The following is a 19,734-nucleotide window of genomic DNA, read 5'->3' as shown; positions in this document are numbered from 1 at the left end:
TCAACCGTGCTTAATCGTTATCGACGCGGCCGCGCAGCTTTTTCACCGTCGACCGGCCTGCCTTGCTCTTCAGGCGCCGCTCCACGGCACCCTTGGACGGCCTGGTCTTCTTGCGCGGCGGCGGCGGCGGCTCGGCCGCCTTGGCGACCAGGGCCGTCAGCCGCGCCCGCGCATCGGCGCGGTTCTGCTCCTGGGTGCGGAAGCGGCCTGCCTCGATGACGATGACGCCGTCCTTGGTGGCGCGCTGGCCGGCAAGCTTGATCGCGCGGGCGCGGACCCGCTCCGACAGGCCGGAAGCGTTCGCCGCGTCGAAGCGCAACTGCACTGCGGTCGCCACCTTGTTGACGTTCTGACCGCCCGGGCCGGACGAGCGGATGAAATCCTCATGCAGGTCGCCCGCACGAATGACCGCTTCGCCTGATATGATGATGTCGTCGTCGCTCGCCATGCATGCACTCATGACGCGGCGGCCGCAAAAAGAAAAGCCCGGCATGAGCCGGGCCCTGGAGGTGAAGACGCTGGCGGCAGCGATTATTCAGCCGCTTCCTGCAGCCGTGGCGCGGCGCCGAGGATGGTGGCGTCGACGTGGCGTTCGAACTTCTCGAAATTGGTCGCGAACATGTTGACCAGCTTCGCGGCCTGGCGGTCGTAACCAGCCTTGTCCGCCCAGGTCGAGCGCGGGTCGAGGATGGCGCTCTCGACACCCGGAACCGCCACCGGCACTTCAAAGCCGAAATTGGCGTCGGTGCGGAACTCGGCCGACTTCAGCGAGCCGTCGAGCGCGGCGCCCAGCAAGGCGCGCGTCACCTTGATCGGCATGCGGCGGCCGGTGCCATAGGCGCCGCCGGTCCAGCCGGTGTTGACCAGCCAGCAGTCGACGCCATGGCTGGCGATCAGCTCGCGCAGCAGATTGCCGTATTCGGACGGATGGCGCGGCATGAACGGGGCGCCGAAGCAGGTCGAGAACGTCGCCTCCGGCTCGGTGACGCCCTTTTCCGTGCCGGCAACCTTGGCGGTGTAGCCCGACAGGAAGTGGTACATCGCCTGCGCCGGCGTCAACCTGGCGATCGGCGGCATGACGCCGAAGGCGTCGGCGGTCAGCATGATGATGTTCTTCGGATGGCTGGCGCGGCCGCTCTTCGAGGCGTTGGGGATGAAGTCCAGCGGATAGGCGCAGCGCGTGTTTTCGGTGAGGCTGCCATCGTTGAAATCCGGAACCCGGCCGGCGTCGAGCACCACGTTCTCCAGCACCGTGCCGAAGCGCTGCGTGGTGGCGAAGATCTCCGGCTCGGCCTCGGCCGACAGCCTGATCGTCTTGGCGTAGCAGCCGCCCTCGAAATTGAAGATGCCGTGCGGGCCCCAGCCATGCTCGTCGTCGCCGATCAGCGTGCGCGACGGATCCGCGGAAAGCGTCGTCTTGCCGGTGCCGGACAGGCCGAAGAAGACGGCCGCGTCGCCGTCAGGACCTTCATTGGCAGAGCAGTGCATCGGCATGACGCCCTTTGCCGGCAGCAGGTAGTTCAGCATGGTGAACACCGACTTCTTCATCTCGCCGGCATAGGAGGTGCCGCCGATGAGCACGACCTTGCGGGTGAGGTCGACCGCGATCACCGTTTCGGTGCGGGTGCCGTGACGCGCCGGATCGGCGCGGAAGGAGGGCAGGTCGATAATCGTCATCCGCGGCACGAAACGCTCGAGCTCGGCGGCTTCGGGGCGAATCAAAAGATTGCGGATGAACAGCGAATGCCAGGCGAATTCGGTGATGACCCGGGTCGGCAGCTTCAATTCGGCGTCGGCGCCGCCGACGAGGTCCTGGACGTACAGGTCCTTGTCGGTCGCATGGGCGCGGAAATCCGCATAAAGCGCCTCGAACTGCGCTGGCGAGATCGCCTTGTTGTTATCCCACCAGACATGCGGGCCGGTGCTGTCGTCGCGCACGACGAATTTGTCCTTCGGCGAACGCCCGGTGTGCTGGCCGGTCTCGGCAACCAGCGCGCCCTGCGCGGTCAACCTCGCCTCGCCGCGCCGGATCGCTTCCTCATAGAGTTCGGCCGCGCCGAAATTATAGCGCACCATGCCCGCGGTCTTCAGGCCGATCGCGTCGATGGCGCAGTCGGGGTTGCGTTTGCCGGCTTCCGACATCAAATTTCCTCTCTGGATTTGGCCGCATGTGACGGGTGGTTTCCCGGAGCCCGCGCTGGGGCCGCCAGGTTCAGAACCAGAAAAGCCGAATGATATCAAATCATTAATCGATTTAAAAAATTTGAAAGTTGTTTAAATCGTTTATATGTGCAAAAAATCACAGAGGTTGCCCAAAGGATTGGCAGGCTTCAGTCGTCCAATCCCAATATGGGTGCGATGGTGTGTAGCGGCAGGCCGCCCGTGACTTCGGACAGGGCCCGTGCCACATTTTGTACCCAATTTGTCCTGCAAAAGCCCCTTCTCGACGACAGAAGGGACAGCTCATGAGGGAGCCGCTTGAAATGGCAACAATCGCGCTTGTCGACGACGACCGCAACATTCTGACCTCGGTGTCGATCGCGCTCGAGTCCGAGGGCTATCGGGTTGAAACCTACACCGACGGCGCGTCGGCGCTGGAAGGCCTGGCGGCGCGGCCGCCGAACCTCGCCATCCTCGACATCAAGATGCCGCGCATGGACGGCATGGAGCTGTTGCGCCGCATGCGCCAGAAGTCGGACCTGCCGGTCATCTTCCTGACGTCTAAGGACGACGAGATCGACGAGTTGTTCGGCCTCAAGATGGGCGCCGACGACTTCATCCGCAAACCGTTCTCGCAACGCCTGCTTGTCGAGCGCGTGCGCGCGGTGCTGCGCCGCACCAGCGCCCGCGAGGCGGCGGCCAAGGCGCCCACCCAGCAGGCCCGCTCGCTCGAACGCGGCCAGTTGGTGATGGACCAGGAGCGGCACACCTGCACCTGGAAGGGCGAGCCGGTGACGCTGACGGTGACCGAGTTCCTCATCCTGCATTCGCTGGCGCAACGCCCCGGCGTGGTAAAAAGCCGTGATGCGCTGATGGATTCGGCCTATGATGAACAGGTCTATGTCGACGACCGCACCATCGACAGCCACATCAAGCGGCTGCGCAAGAAGTTCAAGGCCGTCGACGACGATTTCGAGATGATCGAAACCCTTTACGGAGTCGGATACCGGTTCCGCGAGGCATGAACAGGCAGTATGGAATAGTCAGTAGGGAGTAGTCAGTAGCCGGTTTGAATGGAGCGAGCGGCCTGGTGCATAGCCGCGGCAAGCCAACCTTTCTCTTTTCCCTGCTGCCTACTGCCTACTCACTACCTACTACTCACCAACCAGGCAGGGCCTGCTATTCGATGGCAGTGGAAGTAGAGCGAGGCAGACGGGCGGGCGCGGCAAGGCGCCCATCGCGGATCGTGCCCGCCTTCGTGTCGAAATTCACGGTGCCGATGCGCCGGTTCCTCGGCCATCACATCTTCTCCAGCCTGACGCGGCGCATCCTGTTCCTGAACCTGGCCGGCCTTGCCGTGCTGGTCACCGGCATCCTTTATCTCAACACTTTCCGCGACGGGCTGATCGACGCGCGCGTCGAAAGCCTGATGACGCAGGGCGAGATCATCGCCGGCGCGATCGCGGCTTCGGCGACCGTCGAGACCGATTCGATCAGCATCGACCCGGAAAAGCTGCTGGAGTTGCAGGCCGGCGAGAGCCTTGGACCGGGTTCGGACCAGCTCGACAATCTCGACTTCCCGATCAATCCGGAACGCGTCGCGCCGGTGCTCAGGCGTCTGATCTCGCCGACGCGCACACGCGCCCGCATCTATGACCGCGACGCCAACCTGCTGCTCGATTCGCGGCATCTCTATTCGCGCGGCCAGATCCTGCGCTACGATCTGCCGCCGGTCGAGGACGAGCAGCCGGACCTCTTGGAACGGGTCGAGAAATTCATCTTCGACTTCTTCCGCAACAAGGACCTGCCGGTCTATCACGAGCAGCCCGGCGGCAATGGCGCGGCCTTTCCGGAAGTGGTCAAGGCGCTGACCGGCAGCCCCTCGACCATCGTGCGGGTGAGCGAGCAGGGCGAGCAGATCGTCTCCGTCGCGGTGCCGATCCAGCGTTTTCGCGCCGTGCTCGGCGTGCTGATGCTGTCCACCGAAGGCGGCGACATCGACAAGATCGTCGCGGCCGAGCGCAAGGCGATCCTGCGCGTATTCGGGGTGGCGGCCCTCGTCACCGCGATCCTGTCGATGCTTCTGGCGTCCACCATCGCCAATCCGCTGCGCCGGCTCTCCGCCGCCGCGGTCCGGGTGCGGCGCGGCGTCAAGAACCGCGAGGAAATCCCGGATTTCTCCGACCGGCAGGACGAGATCGGCAATTTGTCCATTGCCGTGCGCGACATGACGAATGCGCTGTACGCAAGAATCGAGGCGATCGAGAGCTTCGCGGCGGACGTCTCGCACGAGTTGAAGAACCCGCTGACGTCGCTGCGCAGCGCGGTCGAGACGCTGCCCTTGGCGAAAAACGATACGTCGCGCGCGCGTCTGATGGAGATCATCCAGCACGATGTGAGGCGGCTCGACCGCCTGATCACCGACATCTCCGACGCATCGCGGCTCGACGCCGAGCTCGCGCGCGAGGATGCGGCGACCGTCGACCTGAAGAAGTTCGTCACCGACCTCGTCGCGGTCTCGCGCGAGACGACGCGCAACAAGAAGGCGGTCGAGATCGAGCTCAAGGTCGCCAAGCTGCCGGCCGGCGCCAAGGGTTATGTCGTTGCCGGCCATGACCTCAGGATCGGCCAGGTCATCACCAACCTGATCGAGAACGCGCGCTCCTTCGTGCCCGACGAGCATGGCCATATAGCGATCTCATTGGCCCGCGCGGGCAAGTTCAACATCATCACCGTCGACGATAACGGCCCGGGTATCCGGGCCGAGAAGATCGACCGCATCTTCGAGCGCTTCTACACCGACCGGCCGGCCGGCGAGGCGTTCGGCCAGAACTCCGGCCTCGGGCTGTCGATCAGCCGCCAGATCGTCGAGGCGCATGGCGGCACGCTGACGGCCGAGAACATTCCCGGCACCAAGCCCGGCGAGATCAAGGGCGCGCGCTTCGTGGTGACGCTGCCCGCGGAAGGCTGATCGCCGAACCGACCATGCCAGCCGCCGCCGCTAAGCTCCGCAACATCCATGGGACGGCCATCCTGATCGGCGAGCGCGGCGTGCTGATCACCGGGCCGTCGGGCGCCGGCAAGACGACGCTGGCCCTGGCGCTCCTCGATCATTGCCGAACCCGCGGGACGTTTTCCCGGCTGGTCGGAGACGACCAGTTGTTTTCGGACGCGCGTGGCGGCCGGCTGCTGTGCCGCGCGCCGGCAAGCATCGCCGGCCTCGCCGAGGTGCATGGCATCGGACCGCGACCGCTGGCTTTCGAGCCGGCCGCCGTGATCGACCTCGTGGTGCGGCTTGTCGAACCGGCCGACATGGCGCGTCTGCAGGACGAGACCACGGAGACGATCGACGGATGCCGGCTGCCCCGCATCGACGTCGCCAGGCAGAATGTCGCGGCCGCGCTGCCCATGCTGATGGCGCGATTGTCGATCCAGCCTTTTTCGTGATCCGGCCCGGGTTTTTTGCTGCGATGCGTCAAAATGGCCCGAGCTGCCGCAATTTTGGGCTTGTCAACCGGCCGTGCGTCGACAAGATAGCGCTCCCGCCGCCTGGAATGGCTGGCGAACATAAGATACGCCTGTGAAGCGGCGATGACGGGAGCCACCAGAGAATGATCGGACTCGTGCTCGTGACGCACGGTCAACTCGCCACCGAGTTCCGGCATGCAGTCGAGCATGTCGTCGGGCCGCAAGACAATTTCGAAACCGTGGCGATCGGCGCAGACGACGACATGGAGCAGCGCCGGGCCGACATTGTCGACGCCGTGGCGCGCGTCGACACCGGCGCCGGCGTCATCGTGCTCACCGACATGTTCGGCGGCACGCCCTCCAACCTCGCCATCTCGGTGATGGAATCCGGCCGCACCGAGGTCATCGCCGGCATGAACCTGCCGATGCTGATCAAGCTCTCGTCGATCCGCAAAGGCGACAACATGACCGCCGCGCTCGACGAGGCGCAGGCGGCGGGCCGCAAATACATCAACGTCGCCAGCCAGCTCCTGAGCAGCAAATGAACGCACCGGCATCGGCGACGAATGAGGTGGTGCGGGAATTCCCGATCATCAATCAGCGCGGCCTGCATGCCCGCGCTTCCGCCAAGTTCGTCCAGGTCGCCAGCGGCTTCGACGCCACCATCCATGTCGAGAAGGACGGCGTGAAGGTCGGCGGCACCTCGATCATGGGCCTGATGATGCTGGCGGCGAGCCCGGGCTATTCGATCCGTGTCATCGCCAGCGGTCCGGAAGCCGTGCCGGCCATGGACGCGCTGGAGCAGCTGGTCGCCTCGCGTTTCGGCGAGGAAATCTAGTCCCCGGCTTCACATCTTCGCGCTTCCAAGACATGCGCGCATAAAGATTTCTTTATGTCCCATTGTCGTGCGGCGGCCGATCTGCTAGTCAGGCCGGCAATCGCGCCCTCTCATGCGCCTCCCGGCGTCGGCGCGCCTTTGAGAAAAAATCACACCGGAGCACTGCCATGACGGGTAGCAAGGACTATGTGGTCGCCGACATCTCGCTTGCCGGCTGGGGCCGCAAGGAGATCGAGATCGCCGAAACCGAAATGCCGGGCCTGATGGCCTGCCGCGAGGAGTTCGGCGCCAAGCAGCCGCTCAAGGGCGCGCGCATCACCGGCTCGCTGCATATGACGATCCAGACGGCAGTGCTGATCGAAACGCTGAAGGTACTGGGCGCCGACATCCGCTGGGCCTCCTGCAACATCTTCTCGACGCAGGACCACGCGGCCGCGGCGATCGCCGAGGCCGGCATCCCGGTGTTCGCCATCAAGGGCGAGACGCTCGAGGACTACTGGACCTACACCGACCGCATCTTCCAGTGGACCGACGGCGGCACCTCCAACATGATCTTGGACGATGGCGGCGACGCCACCATGTACATCCTGCTCGGCGCGCGCGCCGAGGCCGGCGAGGACGTTCTGTCCAATCCCGGCAGCGAGGAGGAAGAGATCCTGTTCGCCCAGATCAAGAAGCGCCTGAAGGCCTCGCCCGGCTTCTTCACCAAGCAGCGCGAAGCGATCCGCGGCGTGACCGAGGAGACCACCACCGGCGTCAACCGCCTCTACCAGTTGCAGAAGAAGGGCCTGCTGCCTTTCCCGGCGATCAACGTCAACGATTCCGTCACCAAGTCGAAATTCGACAACAAGTACGGCTGCAAGGAATCGCTGGTCGACGGCATCCGCCGCGGCACCGACACGATGATGGCCGGCAAGGTCGCGGTGGTCTGCGGCTATGGCGACGTCGGCAAGGGCTCGTCGGCCTCGCTGCGCGGCGCCGGCGCCCGCGTCAAGGTCACCGAGGTCGACCCGATCTGCGCGCTGCAGGCGGCGATGGACGGCTATGAGGTGGTGACGCTCGAAGACGCCGCCCCCAACGCCGACATCGTCATCACCACCACCGGCAACAAGGATGTCGTCACGCTCGACCATATGCGGTCGATGAAGGACATGGTGATCGTCGGCAATATCGGCCACTTCGACAACGAGATCCAGGTGGCCTCGCTGCGCAACCTGAAATGGACCAACGTCAAGCCGCAGGTCGACCTGATCACCTTCCCGGACGGCAAGCGGATGATCCTCCTGTCGGAGGGCCGCCTGCTCAACCTCGGCAACGCCACCGGGCATCCGAGCTTCGTCATGTCGGCCTCGTTCACCAACCAGGTGCTGGCGCAGATCGAGCTTTTCACCAAGCACGGCCAGTATCAGAACCAGGTCTATGTGCTGCCCAAGCACCTCGACGAGAAGGTGGCGCGGCTGCATCTCGACAAGCTCGGCGCCAAGCTCACGGAGCTGTCCGGCGAACAGGCCGCCTATATCGGTGTGACGACGCAGGGTCCGTACAAGCCGGAACACTACCGCTATTAACCAAAGTGAAATTATCTACCAGATATTGAAGCCGGGTGGTTGACTTTCCGCCCGGCTTTATTTTTTGCGCCAATGATTCTTCACGCCGATTCCGGCAAGCGTTATTGTTGTGATTCGCGGTCCGGGGACATGTTGGGCCGGGGACGCATTCAGGGCGGTCTTGCATTCAAGCGGCGAAGAGGACCAAGACATGCCGGGGGATTACCCGCCACGCGCGGGAAAGGCCGTTTCCGGCGGCCATGAGGATTCGAACGAGGCCGGCCCCGCCGTGAGCGGCGGCGGTTTGCGTGCCGGCTTGCGGCTGGCCTCGCTTCTTGCCACCTCGGCGCTTGCCGGCCCGCTGCTGGCGTTTGCCGCCCACGCCGAGACGGGCATTCCGGGAAAGGCCGCAGCGCCCGTCAGCACCGTCGAGGTCATGCAGCTCGCCATGTTCGTCGGCGTCATGGGCGCCGCGCTCGTCTCGGCCATCTTCCTGATCCGCGAGCGCACCCGCACCGCCTCGCAGAATGTCCAGCTCAGGGCCCGCATCGCCGACGTCAACGCTGCGCTGCAGCGTTCCGAGGCGCTGCTCAACCTGCGCGACCAACGCCTGGTGGTCTGGACCACGGACAACAAGAAGCCCGAGCTCATCGGCAGCCTGCCGCTGGAAAGCGGCGCGCCCGACGACAGGTCCGCCTTCCTCGCCTTCGGCCGCTGGCTGATGCCGCGCTCGGCGGCGGCGCTGGAGCACGCGGTTGCCGCGCTGCGCGAACAGGCGAAGGCCTTCGACCTGGTCATCGAAACGCAGGCCGGCGTGCCGCTGGAAGTGCATGGCCGCAAGAGCGCGGCGCATGTCTTGGTGCGCTTCGTGTCGCTGTCGGAGACGCTGCGCAGCCAGGCCAGGCTGAAGATCGAGAACCAGCGGCTCAGCACCGACTACGACACCCTGGTCGGTCTGCTCGACGTGTTGAAGATGCCGACGTGGCTGCGCGCCGCGGACGGTCGATTGCAATGGGTCAACCGCGCCTATGCAGAGGCGGTAGAGGCGGAAAGCGCGGCCACCGCCGTGCGCGACGCGAAGGAATTCCTTGGCGGTCAGGCTCGCGAGCAGATCGCCGAGCAGCATAAGTCGCGCCCGGTGTTCGAACAGACGCTTTCCACCGTGATCGAAGGCGATCGCCGCATGTTCGCGGTCACCGACTTCGCCGGCGCCGACGGTTCGGCGGGGCTTGCCTGCGACACCAGCGCCGCCGAGGCGATCCGCGCCGAATATGAACGTACCGTGCGCAGCCATGCCGACACGCTCGACCAATTGAACACCGCCGTGGCGATCTTCGACACCGAGGAAAAGCTGCGCTTCTTCAATCAGGCCTTCCAGAAGCTGTGGGGGCTCGACTCGGGCTTCCTGCTCAGCGCCCCCTCCAACACGCTGCTGCTCGACAGGCTGCGCTCGGAAGGCAAGATCGCCGAGCAGCCGGAATGGCGGCGCTGGAAGGAAACCCTGCTCAGCGCCTATCGCGCCGTCGAACCGCAGGAACACTGGTGGCACCTGCCGGACGGCAAGACGATCCGCGTGGTGGCGAATCCGCAGCCGAAGGGCGGCGTCACCTGGGTGTTCGAGAACCTGACCGAGAAGATGGACCTCGAAAGCCGCTACCAGACCGCCGTGCGGGTGCAGGGCGAGACGCTGGACAATCTGGCGGAGGGGGTGGCCGTGTTCGGTCCGGACGGGCGGCTGCGCCTGTCCAATCCCGCCTTCGTCGCGCTGTGGGGGCTGGCGGTCGAAGCGGTCAAGCCGAACGTCCATGTTTCGGCGATCCGCGACCTGTGCAACCAGCGTGCCGCGAACAGCCCGTGGGGCGGCTTCGTCGCCGCGGTCACCGGCTTCGACGACGAGCGCCGCGACCGCCGCGGCCAGGTCGAGCTCGTCGACGGCACGGTGCTGAGCTACGCGGTGATCCACCTGCCCAACGGCCAGGTGATGATCACCTTCGTCGACGTCACCGACACCGTCAATGTCGAACGGGCGTTGAAGGACAGGAACGAGGCGCTGGAGAAATCCGACCAGCTGAAGAACGAATTCGTGCAGCACGTGTCCTATGAGCTGCGCTCGCCGCTGACCAACATCATCGGCTTCACCGAGCTTCTGTCGCTGCCCGCGACCGGGCCGCTGACGCCGAAGCAGCGCGAATATGTCGAGCATGTCGGCTCGTCGTCATCGGTGCTGCTCACCATCGTCAACGATATCCTCGACCTGGCGACCGTCGATGCCGGCATCATGCAGCTCGACATCTCCGAGATGAACATCGACCGGACCATCGCCGCGGCCGCCGAACTGGTCGCCGACCGGCTGGACGAGCACCGAATCAAGCTCGAGATCGATGCGGCGGAGGCGCCGGCGAGCTTCCACGGCGACGAGACCCGCATCCGCCAGATCCTCTACAACCTGCTCAGCAACGCCGCGAACTATGCGCCGGAGGCGAGCACGATCCGGCTCACCTGCCGCCGGCTGGCCGACAGCGTCGAATTCTCGGTGCATGACGACGGCCCCGGCATGCCACCAGACGTGCTGGACTCAGTCTTCCGCCGCTTCGAGCCGCGCGCCAATGGCGGGCGGCGGCGCGGCGCGGGGCTCGGGCTCTCGATCGTCAAGAGCTTCGTCGAACTGCATGGCGGAACCGTGCGCATCGAGACCGGCCAGGACAAGGGCACCACGGTGATCTGCACCTTCCCGGACAAGCCTTCGGGTATTCCGGATACGCCGGCGGGCATCCGCGACGCGGCCGAGTAGCGCGGCCTATATGACGGGGATGGTGCTGGAGCGTTTTCTCGCCGACGAGGCGGCAACGGCAAGGCTTGGCGAGGACCTCGCCATGGCTTTGCGCGCCGGCGACGCGATCGCGCTGAGAGGCGATCTCGGCGCCGGCAAGTCGACGCTGGCCCGCGCGCTGATCCGGGCGCTTGCCGACGACACCGGCCTCGAAGTGCCTAGCCCGACCTTCACGCTGGTGCAGAGCTACGAGACGCGCGTTCCGGTGCATCATTTCGACCTCTACCGCCTCTCCTCACCGGACGAGCTCGACGAGCTCGGCCTCGACGATGCCCTCAGCCAAGGCGCGGCGCTCATCGAATGGCCTGAACGGGCCGCGGAGCGCTTGCCGGAAAACGCGCTGTGGGTCGATCTGGCCGAACATGGCGAAAGCCGCGTGGCGAGATTGTCCGGACAGGGACCGGTCCTCGAACGCGTGGCGCGGTCGCTGGCGATGCGCGATTTCCTGGCCGCGGCCGGATGGGACGAAGCCAGCCGCCGCCATTTCGTCGGCGATGCCTCCGCCCGCTCTTATGAAATCGTCTCATTGCCCGGCCAGGCGCCGCGCGTGCTGATGAATTCGCCACGCCTGGTGCTCGGGCCGCCGGTGCGCGACGGCAAGCCCTATGCGGTGATCGCCCATACGGCCCAATCCGTCGCCGCCTTCCTCGCCATCGACCGGGCGCTGCTTGCGAACGGCGTCAGCGTACCGGTAATCCATGCCCAGGACCTCGACCAGGGCTTTCTGCTCATCGAACATCTCGGCTCGGAAGGTTTTCTTGGTCACGACGGCCGGCCCATCGCCGGACGCTACGAGGCAGCGGCGGAACTGCTGGCCATGATCCATGGCAAGGTCTGGCCCGCGCACATGGAAGCGGCGCCGGGCGTGGTCCACGAGGTGCCGCCTTTCGATCGCGACGCCATGCTGATCGAGGCCGACCTGCTGGTCGACTGGTATGTGCCCTGGATCACCGGCGAGCCGGCAAACGACGCGTTGCGGGCAGGCTATCACCAGGTATGGAACGCCCTTCTCGACCGCCTCGCGGGCCGCGAATACACGCTGATGCTGCGCGACTTCCATTCGCCCAACATCATCTGGCGCGCGGAGCGGTCCGGTCTCGACCGGCTCGGCATCGTCGACGTCCAGGACGCGCTGATCGGGCCTGCCGCCTATGATGTCGCCTCTTTGGCCATGGATGCGCGCGTCACCGTCTCGCCCGAGATCGAGCGGCGGACGGTGGCGGCCTATGTCGCGGCGCGGCGCGCCGCCGGCACCTTCGACGAGGCCAGTTTCGCCGAGGCCTACGCGATCATGGCGGCGCAGCGCAATTCGAAGATCCTCGGCATCTTCGTGCGGCTCGAAAAGCGCGACGGCAAGCCTTACTATCTGAAACACCTGCCGCGCATCCGCGACTATCTGAGGCGGGCGCTGGCGCATCCGGCATTGGCCGATTTGAAAGATTTCTACATGGCCCACGGCCTGCTCGAGGAACGGGTCCCATGAAGCCTCCCACCACGACGCCGACGACCGCGATGGTGCTGGCGGCCGGGCTCGGCAAGCGCATGCGGCCGATCACCGATACGATGCCCAAGCCGCTGGTGAAGATCGCCGGCAAGACCTTGCTCGACTGGGGACTGGACAGCCTGGAAGCCGCCGGCATCGCCAGGGCGATCGTCAACGTGCACTACCTGCCCGAGCAGATCGTCGCCCATGTCGCCGGCCGCAGGGCGCCGCAGATCGTCATCTCCGACGAACGCGAGGCGCTGCTGGAATCGGCGGGCGGCATCGTCAAGGCGCTGCCCCTGCTTGGCAACGAGCCCTTCTACATCATCAACGCCGATACCTTCTGGATCGACAGCGGTCAGCCCAGCATCGAGCGCCTTGCCCTTGCATGGGACGCCGCCAGGATGGATATTCTGCTGATGCTTACCGATCTCGACTCGGCGACCGGGCATTGCGTCGGCACCGATTTCCTGGTGGCGCCGGACGGCGCGCTTACGCGCTCGAAGGGTGATCCGACGGGGCTCATCTATGCCGGCGCCGCGATCATCCATCCGCGTATCTTCAAGGATGCTCCCACCGGCTCGCATTCGCTCAATCTCTATTTCGACCGGGCGATCGCCGCCGGACGCCTGTTCGGCATGAAGATGAACGGACGCTGGATCACCGTCGGCACGCCTGACGCCATTCCGGCGGCCGAAGCGGCGGTCGCCGGCGCCCTCGCGAAAGCGATATGAGCGGCTCGCGCCGCGTCTTTTCCATCCCACCCGGAGCGCCGTTCCTGCCGACGCTGGCGGAGGCTTTGCTCGACGGCCGGCTGATCCCCGGCTTCCGCTTCGACGGCGACCCGCTGGCGCTTGCCGACGCCACCATCTATGTGCCGACACGCCGCGCGGCGCGGGCGCTGCGCGGCGCTTTCGTCGACATGCTCGGTCAACGATCGGCGATCCTGCCGACGGTGCGGCCGCTCGGCGAGTTCGACGAGGACGAGGCGGCCTTCGACGCGGAGGCAGCACCTGCCATCGAGCTTGCGCCGCCGATAGCCGCGCAGGAACGGCTGCTCTTGCTGGCGCCGCTGGTGCGCGCGTGGAAGGAAAGCCTGCCGGCGCATGTCAGGGAGCGGTTCAACGAGGAGTTCGTCGTGCCGACCTCGGCCGCCGACGCCATCTGGCTAGCGCGCGACCTCGCGCGGCTGATGGACGAGATCGAGACCGAGGGCACGGATTGGGCGAAGCTGGCGACGCTGGTCCCCGGTAACCTCGCCGGATGGTGGCAGGTGACGCTCGATTTCCTCGGCATCGTCACCGGCAACTGGCCGGAATTGCTCAAGGAGCGCAACCGCTCCAATCCGGCCGCGCATCGCAGCGCGCTGATCCGGCTGGAAGCGGCGCGGCTGAAGCGCAATCCGCCCGCCGGGCCGGTGATCGCCGCCGGTTCGACCGGCTCCATCCCCGCCACGGCGGAACTGCTTGCAATGATCGCCGGTCTGCCCAACGGCGCCGTCGTCCTGCCCGGGCTCGATCGCGAGCTGGACGACGCATCATTCGCAGCGATCACGGCGCCCGGCGCGCGTCCGGCAACACTCGGCCATCCACAATACGGCCTCGCCAAGCTGATCGGCGGCATTGGCATTTTGCGCCACGATGTCGAGGATATCGTCGCCGCGCCGCCGCCGCTTTCGTTGCGCGCGGCCCTTCTCGGCGAAGCGCTGCGGCCGGCCGAAACCACCGAATACTGGACCGAGACGCGGCCGCGTTTCACGGCAGATGACATCGAACAGGCGCTTGCCGGCGTGACGCTGGTGGAGGCGGCGAACGAGCGCGACGAGGCGGCGGCAATCGCCATCGCGTTGAAGCGCGCCGTGGAGATCCCTGGCAAGCGCGCGGCGCTCGTCACCGGCGACCGGGCGCTGGCGCGGCGCGTGTCGGCCGAGCTTCTGCGCTTCGGCGTCGTCGCCGACGATTCCGGCGGCGCGCCGCTCATCAACACGCCGGCCGCCAGCCTGCTCAGGCTCGCGCTGAGCGCGGCATTCCGGCCCGGCGATCCGGTCGGCCTGCTCGCCCTGCTCAAGCATCCGATGCTCGGGCTCGGCCTTGAGCGCCAGAGCGTGCGCAAGGCCGCCGAACTGGTCGAACTGGTGGCGCTGCGCGGCGGCACGGGCCGGCCCGACGTCGCATCGCTCGGCGCGCTTTTCGAGACACGGCTTGCGGAGCTGAGCGGCGACACGAGGCAGCCTTTCTGGTTTTCACGCCTGTCGGTCCGCGGCATCGAGCAGGCGCGAGCTATGCTTAGCCGCCTTACAGACGCGCTCTTGCCGCTCACCACGATGCGCGACGAGAAAGACGCCGACATCGCGACGCTGACGCGCGCCAGCGTTGTCGCGCTGGAGGAGCTGGGCCGCGCAGCCGATGGCAATCTGGCCGACCTCTATGCCGGCGACGCCGGCGAAAAGCTGGCCGAGCTGCTGCGCGGGCTGGTGGCGGCGACCTCGTCCTTCACCTTCGCCGCTTCGGAATGGCCCGACGTGATGGAGGCGCTGATCGCGCCGGAGACGGTGAAGCCGGCGCAGGGCACCGACCGCAACATCGCCATCTGGGGCGCCCTGGAAGCCCGGTTGCAAGATGTCGACACGCTGGTCATCGGCGGGCTCAATGAAGGGGTCTGGCCGCGCAAGCCCGAGAGCGACCGCTTCATGTCGCGGCTGATGAAGACCGGCATCGACCTCGAACCGCCGGAACGGCGCATCGGCCTTGCCGCGCATGATTTCCAGATGGCGATGGGCGCCGGCGAAGTGGTGCTGACCCGGTCGGCCCGCTCCGGCGACGCGCCGGCGGTTCCGTCGCGCTGGCTGCAGCGCATGCTGACCTTCATCGGCAAGGAGCCGGTGGCAGCACTGCGCGGACGCGGCGACGCGCTGCTTGCCTGGGCGCGCGCGCTCGATGCCGGCGAGAAGAAGGATTTTGCCCCACGCCCGCAGCCCAAGCCGCCGCTCAGCATGCGGCCGCAGCATTTCTCGGTCACCGAGATCGAGACTTTGCGCCGCGACCCCTACGCGGTCTACGCGCGGCGCATCCTCGGGCTCTCGCCACTGGAGCCATTGATCCGCGATCCAGGTGCGGCCGAGCGCGGCACGCTGTTCCACGAGATCCTGCACCTGTTTTCGCGGCGGGTGGAGAATCCAAGGGCGCCAAACGCGCTGGCAAATCTCATCGAAGCCGGCCGTGTCTGCTTTGCCGAGGCAAAGCTTCCGCCGGATATCGAGGCTATCTGGTGGCCGCGTTTCGAAAAGCTCGCCGAAAACATCATCGAATGGGAGCATACCCGCGCCGATGCGGTCGCGAGGCGCTATGCCGAGGAGCGCGCCGAGAAGACGGTGGTCGGCCGTACCGGCGTGACGCTCTCCGGCTATGCCGACCGCGTCGACCTGCTTGCCGGCGGCATGGCCGATATCCTCGACTACAAGACCGGCTCCTCTCCCTCTAAAGCGCAGGCGCACACGCTCTTGTCGCCGCAATTGGCTTTGGAGGGCGCCTTGCTCAGGCGCGGCGCCTTCAAGGAACTCGGCATCCGCGAGCCCTCGCAGCTTGCCTTCGTGCGGCTGAAACCGAACGGCGAGGTATTCGAGGAATCGATCCTCGAATACAACCGCAAGCCCCGCACCGCCAATGATCTCTCCGAGGAAGCCTGGGCGCGGCTGGAGCGGCTGCTCTTCCACTATGCCGACCCGACCACCGGCTATCTGTCGCGCGCCCTGCCCTTCCGCGAGGGCGAAGCCGACGGCGACTACGACCATCTGGCGCGCGTGCTCGAATGGTCGGCTGGCGGCGCCAGCGAGGACGAGGCGGAAGGATGAAATATCCGATCCCCTCCGATACCGCCGCCAGCCAGTCGCGCGCTTCCGATCCGGCCTATTCCGCCTGGGTGTCGGCCAATGCCGGCTCGGGCAAGACGCATGTGCTGGCGCAGCGCGTGATTAGGCTCTTGCTCAACGGCACCGATCCGTCGAAGATCCTGTGCCTGACCTACACGCGCGCTGCCGCCGCCAACATGTCGAACCGTGTGTTCTCGACGCTGTCGGAATGGACGGCGCTGCCCGATGCGGAGCTGGCGGTCAGGATCGCGGCGCTGGACGGCCGCGGCGCCGACCGCGACATGATGCGGCGCGCGCGCCGATTGTTCGCCGAGGCGCTCGAGACGCCGGGCGGGCTGAAGATCCAGACCATCCACGCCTTCTGCGAATCCGTGCTGCACCAGTTCCCGCTCGAAGCCAACATCCCGGCTCATTTCGAGATGCTCGATCCGCAGATGGAGGCCTCGCTGTTCGGCGATGCCCGCCGCGACATGATCTCGGGCGCAGGCGCCGGCGCCGCAGGGCTGGCGGAAGCCTTCGCCACCGTGCTGGAGCGCGGCGGCGAGTTCGGTCTCGATTCGCTGCTTGGCGAGATCGTCGGCAAGCGCGACGAGCTGCGCGACTTCATCGCCAAGCTCGGCAAGGAGCGGGACTTCCGGCCGCTGTTCGCCGAATTCGGCTTCAGGCCGGGACAGACGGGCGAGGGCATCGCCGCGTCGCTCTGGCCGCTGCCCGGCTTCGACCCCGGCCAGTTCGCCGAATTCGCGCAGGCCGCCGAAGCCGCCGACGCGCGGCAGGTGCTGAACAACGTCGTCCCTTACGCACGAGGCGCATTCGCCGAAGCCGACCCGATCCGCCGGCTGCGGCTCTTGGCAAAGGCCTTCCTTAAGGCCGATGGCGACCCCTATGAGCCGCCCAAGATCTTCAAGAAGGCGCTGGTCGACCGGCTGCCGGATCTGCCGGAACGCTACCTTGCGGCGGCCAAGGCGATCCTCGACGTGACCGACCGGCTGGCGCTGTTCCGCATGGTCGAAGGGACAGCGGCGGCGCTGACCGTCGCCGGCTGGCTGATTACGCGTTACGAGCAGTTGAAGCGCGGGCGGGGCTTCCTCGACTTCAACGACCTCATCACCCGCACCGTCAGCCTCTTGTCGCGGCCCGATGCCGGGCCATGGGTGCAGTTCAAGCTCGACCAGGGCATCGACCATATCCTGCTCGACGAGGCGCAGGACACCAGCCCGGACCAATGGGAGGTGGTGAAGAAGCTGACGGAAGAGTTCTTTGCCGGGCTCGGCCAGCGCGAGGCGGTGACGCGCACGATCTTTGCCGTGGGTGATGAGAAGCAGTCGATTTATTCCTTCCAGGGCGCCGCACCGGATTCCTTTGCCGAAAGCCGGCTGTTGTTCGCCGGGCGCGTGCGCGACGCCGAAGCCGCCTTCGCCAATCTGAAGCTCACCTGGTCGTTCCGGTCGAGCGACGACGTGCTGGCCGCGGTCGACCGCGTCTTCGCCGAGCCGGGTGTCAGGCGCGGCATCAGCCACGATCCCGATCCGCTCAGCCACAAGGCGATCCGCAATGACGCGCCGGGCTATGTCGAGGTATGGCCCTCGATCGGCGCCGAGATGGTCGAGGAGCCCGACGACTGGACCTTGCCGGTCAACCATGCCAGCGCGCCCGCCGTGCGCGTGGCCGAGCATGTGGCCACGACCATCCAGACCTGGCTCAAGCACGGCGAGGTCATCGAAGGCAAGGGCAGGAAGCTGACCGCCGGCGACATCCTCGTCCTGGTGCGCAAGCGCGATCGCTTCGTCCATGCGCTGTCGCGCAGCCTGAAGAACCGGCAGATCCCGGTGGCCGGCGCGGACAGGCTGAGCCTGCCCGGCCATATCGCGGTGCAGGACCTGATCGCGCTCGGGCATTTCCTGATCCAGCCGGAGGACGATCTTTCGTTGGCCGCGGTGCTGCGCAGCCCGATCTTCGAGGTCTCCGAGGAGACCTTGCTGGCGCTTGCCGGCCAAAGGCCGAAGGGCCAGTCGCTGATCGCCTCGCTCAGGCAACATGCTGCCGAAGATGTTTCCCTCGCCGCTGTCGTTAGCCGGCTCGATGGCTGGACAACCGAAGTGGCCTTCAAGCCGGTGTTCGAATTCTACGCCGCCGTGCTGGCGCGTGATGGGCTGCGCCGCAAGATGACGGCGCGGCTGGGACCCGAGGCCGGCGACATCCTCGACGAGTTCCTGAGTTTTTGCCTGGCCGAGGAACGGACCGGCCTGCCGGGCCTGGAATCCTTCCTGTCGACGCTGGAGAATGCCGGTCCCGAGATCAAACGCGAGATGGACCAGACGCGCGACGAGGTCCGCGTCATGACCGTGCACGCCGCCAAGGGCCTCGAAGCCCCGGTCGTCTTCCTGGTCGATGGCGGCTCGGCGCCGTTCAGCGACCAGCATCTGCCGCGGCTGATGCCGTTCGAGAGTTCGGGGACGCAGTGGAGGGGCAAGGGCTATCTGTGGCGCTCGGCCAGTGATGTCGCCAACAGCGTCTCGAAGGCGGCTTCGATCCGGGCGCGCGAACTGGCGGACGACGAATACCGGCGGCTGCTCTATGTCGGCATGACGCGTGCCGAGGACCGGCTGATCGTCTGCGGCTATCACGGCAAGCGCCAGCCCAGCCCCGGCACCTGGCATTCGATCGTCAGCCGGGCGCTGTTGGGGGCGCCCGAGAGTTCCGAGCGGCGGCATCCGGCGACGGCCGAGGTGGCCGTGCACCGGTTCCACATGACCAAATTGCCGCCAGTGGCGCTGACCGGCGTCGACGAAGCAAGGCCGTTCGAGCACACAGCGCCGCTGCCTGACACCCTGTTCCGGCCGCTGCCGCCCTATGAGGAGCTGCCGCGGCCGCTTTCGCCTTCCGGCGCCTCGGCGCTGATCGACGAGGCAAAGGACGCCGCCCCCGACACGCGCTCGCCGGTGCTCGACGCCGCAGCCGAACCCGGCTTTGCGGTCGTGCGCGGCCTTGCCCTGCACAAATTGCTGCAGATGTTGCCCGGCATCGCGGAGGCGGAGAGGCGGGGCGCGGCCGAGCGTTACCTGGCGCGCGCCGGCGCGGACTGGCCTGATAGCGAGCGCGACAAGGCGCTTGAGGCTGTGCTGTCGATCCTGTCCGACAACCGCTTCGGCCCGTTGTTCTCGCCGTCCTCGCGCGCGGAAGTCGCGGTGATGGGCAGCCTCGAGGTGAAGGGCAAGCTGCGCTCGATTTCCGGCAAGATCGACCGGCTGGCGGTCACGCCGGAGAAGGTTTCGATCGTCGACTACAAGACCAATCGGCCGCCCCCCAAAAACCTGGCGGAGGTTCCGCCTGCCTATGTGCTGCAGCTTGCGCTCTACCGCGCGCTGCTTAAGCCGCTCTATCCGGGGCGCGAGGTGACAGCCGCGCTGCTGTTCACCGAGGCGCCGCGGCTGATCGAGCTGCCCGCCCCAGTCATGGACGACGCCCTTGCCCGACTCACAGGAGCGTGACACAAGAACTGCTTGAACATCGCCGCCACAACCACCACATTTGGTGCAA

The 19,734-nt window shown here is 66.4% G+C and carries 13 protein-coding genes; 11 read left to right on the top strand and 2 right to left on the bottom strand.

The features are described 5' to 3' along the window. Positions 1–10: 10 nt before the first annotated feature. Both arfB and FJ471_RS02590 read right to left on the bottom strand, forming a co-directional pair. Complete coding sequence (arfB, locus tag FJ471_RS02595) at positions 11–448, bottom strand: alternative ribosome rescue aminoacyl-tRNA hydrolase ArfB (protein ID WP_140801602.1); 438 nt, start codon at positions 446–448, stop codon at positions 11–13. A gap of 83 nt (positions 449–531) precedes the next feature. Further along, positions 532–2,142, bottom strand: coding sequence for a phosphoenolpyruvate carboxykinase (locus FJ471_RS02590; protein ID WP_140801601.1), 1,611 nt, complete (start codon positions 2,140–2,142; stop codon positions 532–534). A gap of 341 nt (positions 2,143–2,483) precedes the next feature. Here FJ471_RS02590 and FJ471_RS02585 point away from each other — a divergent pair, with 341 nt between their 5' ends. The 11 genes from FJ471_RS02585 (at position 2,484) to addA (ending at position 19,685) form a co-directional block, all read left to right on the top strand. After that, complete coding sequence (locus tag FJ471_RS02585) at positions 2,484–3,185, top strand: response regulator transcription factor (protein WP_126063331.1); 702 nt, start codon at positions 2,484–2,486, stop codon at positions 3,183–3,185. 161 nt (positions 3,186–3,346) lie between these two features. After that, complete coding sequence (locus tag FJ471_RS02580) at positions 3,347–5,131, top strand: sensor histidine kinase (protein ID WP_140801600.1); 1,785 nt, start codon at positions 3,347–3,349, stop codon at positions 5,129–5,131. Positions 5,132–5,145: 14 nt separating this feature from the next. Beyond that, positions 5,146–5,607, top strand: coding sequence for an HPr kinase/phosphorylase (locus FJ471_RS02575; RefSeq protein ID WP_140801599.1), 462 nt, complete (start codon positions 5,146–5,148; stop codon positions 5,605–5,607). 164 nt (positions 5,608–5,771) lie between these two features. Further along, the gene (locus FJ471_RS02565; protein WP_040986851.1) at positions 5,772–6,173 is read left to right on the top strand and encodes a PTS sugar transporter subunit IIA; all 402 of its coding nucleotides are present in this window, start codon (positions 5,772–5,774) and stop codon (positions 6,171–6,173) included. Beyond that, on the top strand, positions 6,170–6,466 hold the full coding sequence (locus tag FJ471_RS02560; RefSeq protein ID WP_140801598.1) for an HPr family phosphocarrier protein: 297 nt from the start codon (positions 6,170–6,172) through the stop codon (positions 6,464–6,466). Before FJ471_RS02565 ends, FJ471_RS02560 begins: the two co-directional genes overlap by 4 nt. A 167-nt stretch (positions 6,467–6,633) precedes the next feature. Then, complete coding sequence (ahcY, locus tag FJ471_RS02555) at positions 6,634–8,034, top strand: adenosylhomocysteinase (protein ID WP_140801597.1); 1,401 nt, start codon at positions 6,634–6,636, stop codon at positions 8,032–8,034. 190 nt (positions 8,035–8,224) lie between these two features. Further along, positions 8,225–10,804, top strand: a complete 2,580-nt coding sequence (locus FJ471_RS02550) for a PAS domain-containing sensor histidine kinase (RefSeq protein WP_140801596.1) — start codon at positions 8,225–8,227, stop codon at positions 10,802–10,804. A gap of 10 nt (positions 10,805–10,814) precedes the next feature. Next, the gene (gene tsaE, locus FJ471_RS02545; RefSeq protein WP_140801595.1) at positions 10,815–12,326 is read left to right on the top strand and encodes a tRNA (adenosine(37)-N6)-threonylcarbamoyltransferase complex ATPase subunit type 1 TsaE; all 1,512 of its coding nucleotides are present in this window, start codon (positions 10,815–10,817) and stop codon (positions 12,324–12,326) included. Further along, positions 12,323–13,060, top strand: a complete 738-nt coding sequence (locus FJ471_RS02540) for a nucleotidyltransferase family protein (protein WP_140801594.1) — start codon at positions 12,323–12,325, stop codon at positions 13,058–13,060. The genes tsaE and FJ471_RS02540 overlap by 4 nt, the downstream gene beginning before the upstream one ends. Further along, the gene (addB, locus tag FJ471_RS02535) at positions 13,057–16,176 is read left to right on the top strand and encodes a double-strand break repair protein AddB (RefSeq protein WP_140801593.1); all 3,120 of its coding nucleotides are present in this window, start codon (positions 13,057–13,059) and stop codon (positions 16,174–16,176) included. Before FJ471_RS02540 ends, addB begins: the two co-directional genes overlap by 4 nt. Further along, positions 16,173–19,685, top strand: coding sequence for a double-strand break repair helicase AddA (gene addA / locus FJ471_RS02530; RefSeq protein WP_140801592.1), 3,513 nt, complete (start codon positions 16,173–16,175; stop codon positions 19,683–19,685). Before addB ends, addA begins: the two co-directional genes overlap by 4 nt. Positions 19,686–19,734: the final 49 nt, after the last annotated feature.

The sequence above is a fragment of the Mesorhizobium sp. B2-7-1 genome, assembly GCF_006440735.1.
In the GTDB taxonomy this organism is placed as follows: domain Bacteria; phylum Pseudomonadota; class Alphaproteobacteria; order Rhizobiales; family Rhizobiaceae; genus Mesorhizobium.
Note: the sequence above shows the minus strand (reverse complement) of the source record. Positions and strands in the feature narration are given on the sequence as shown.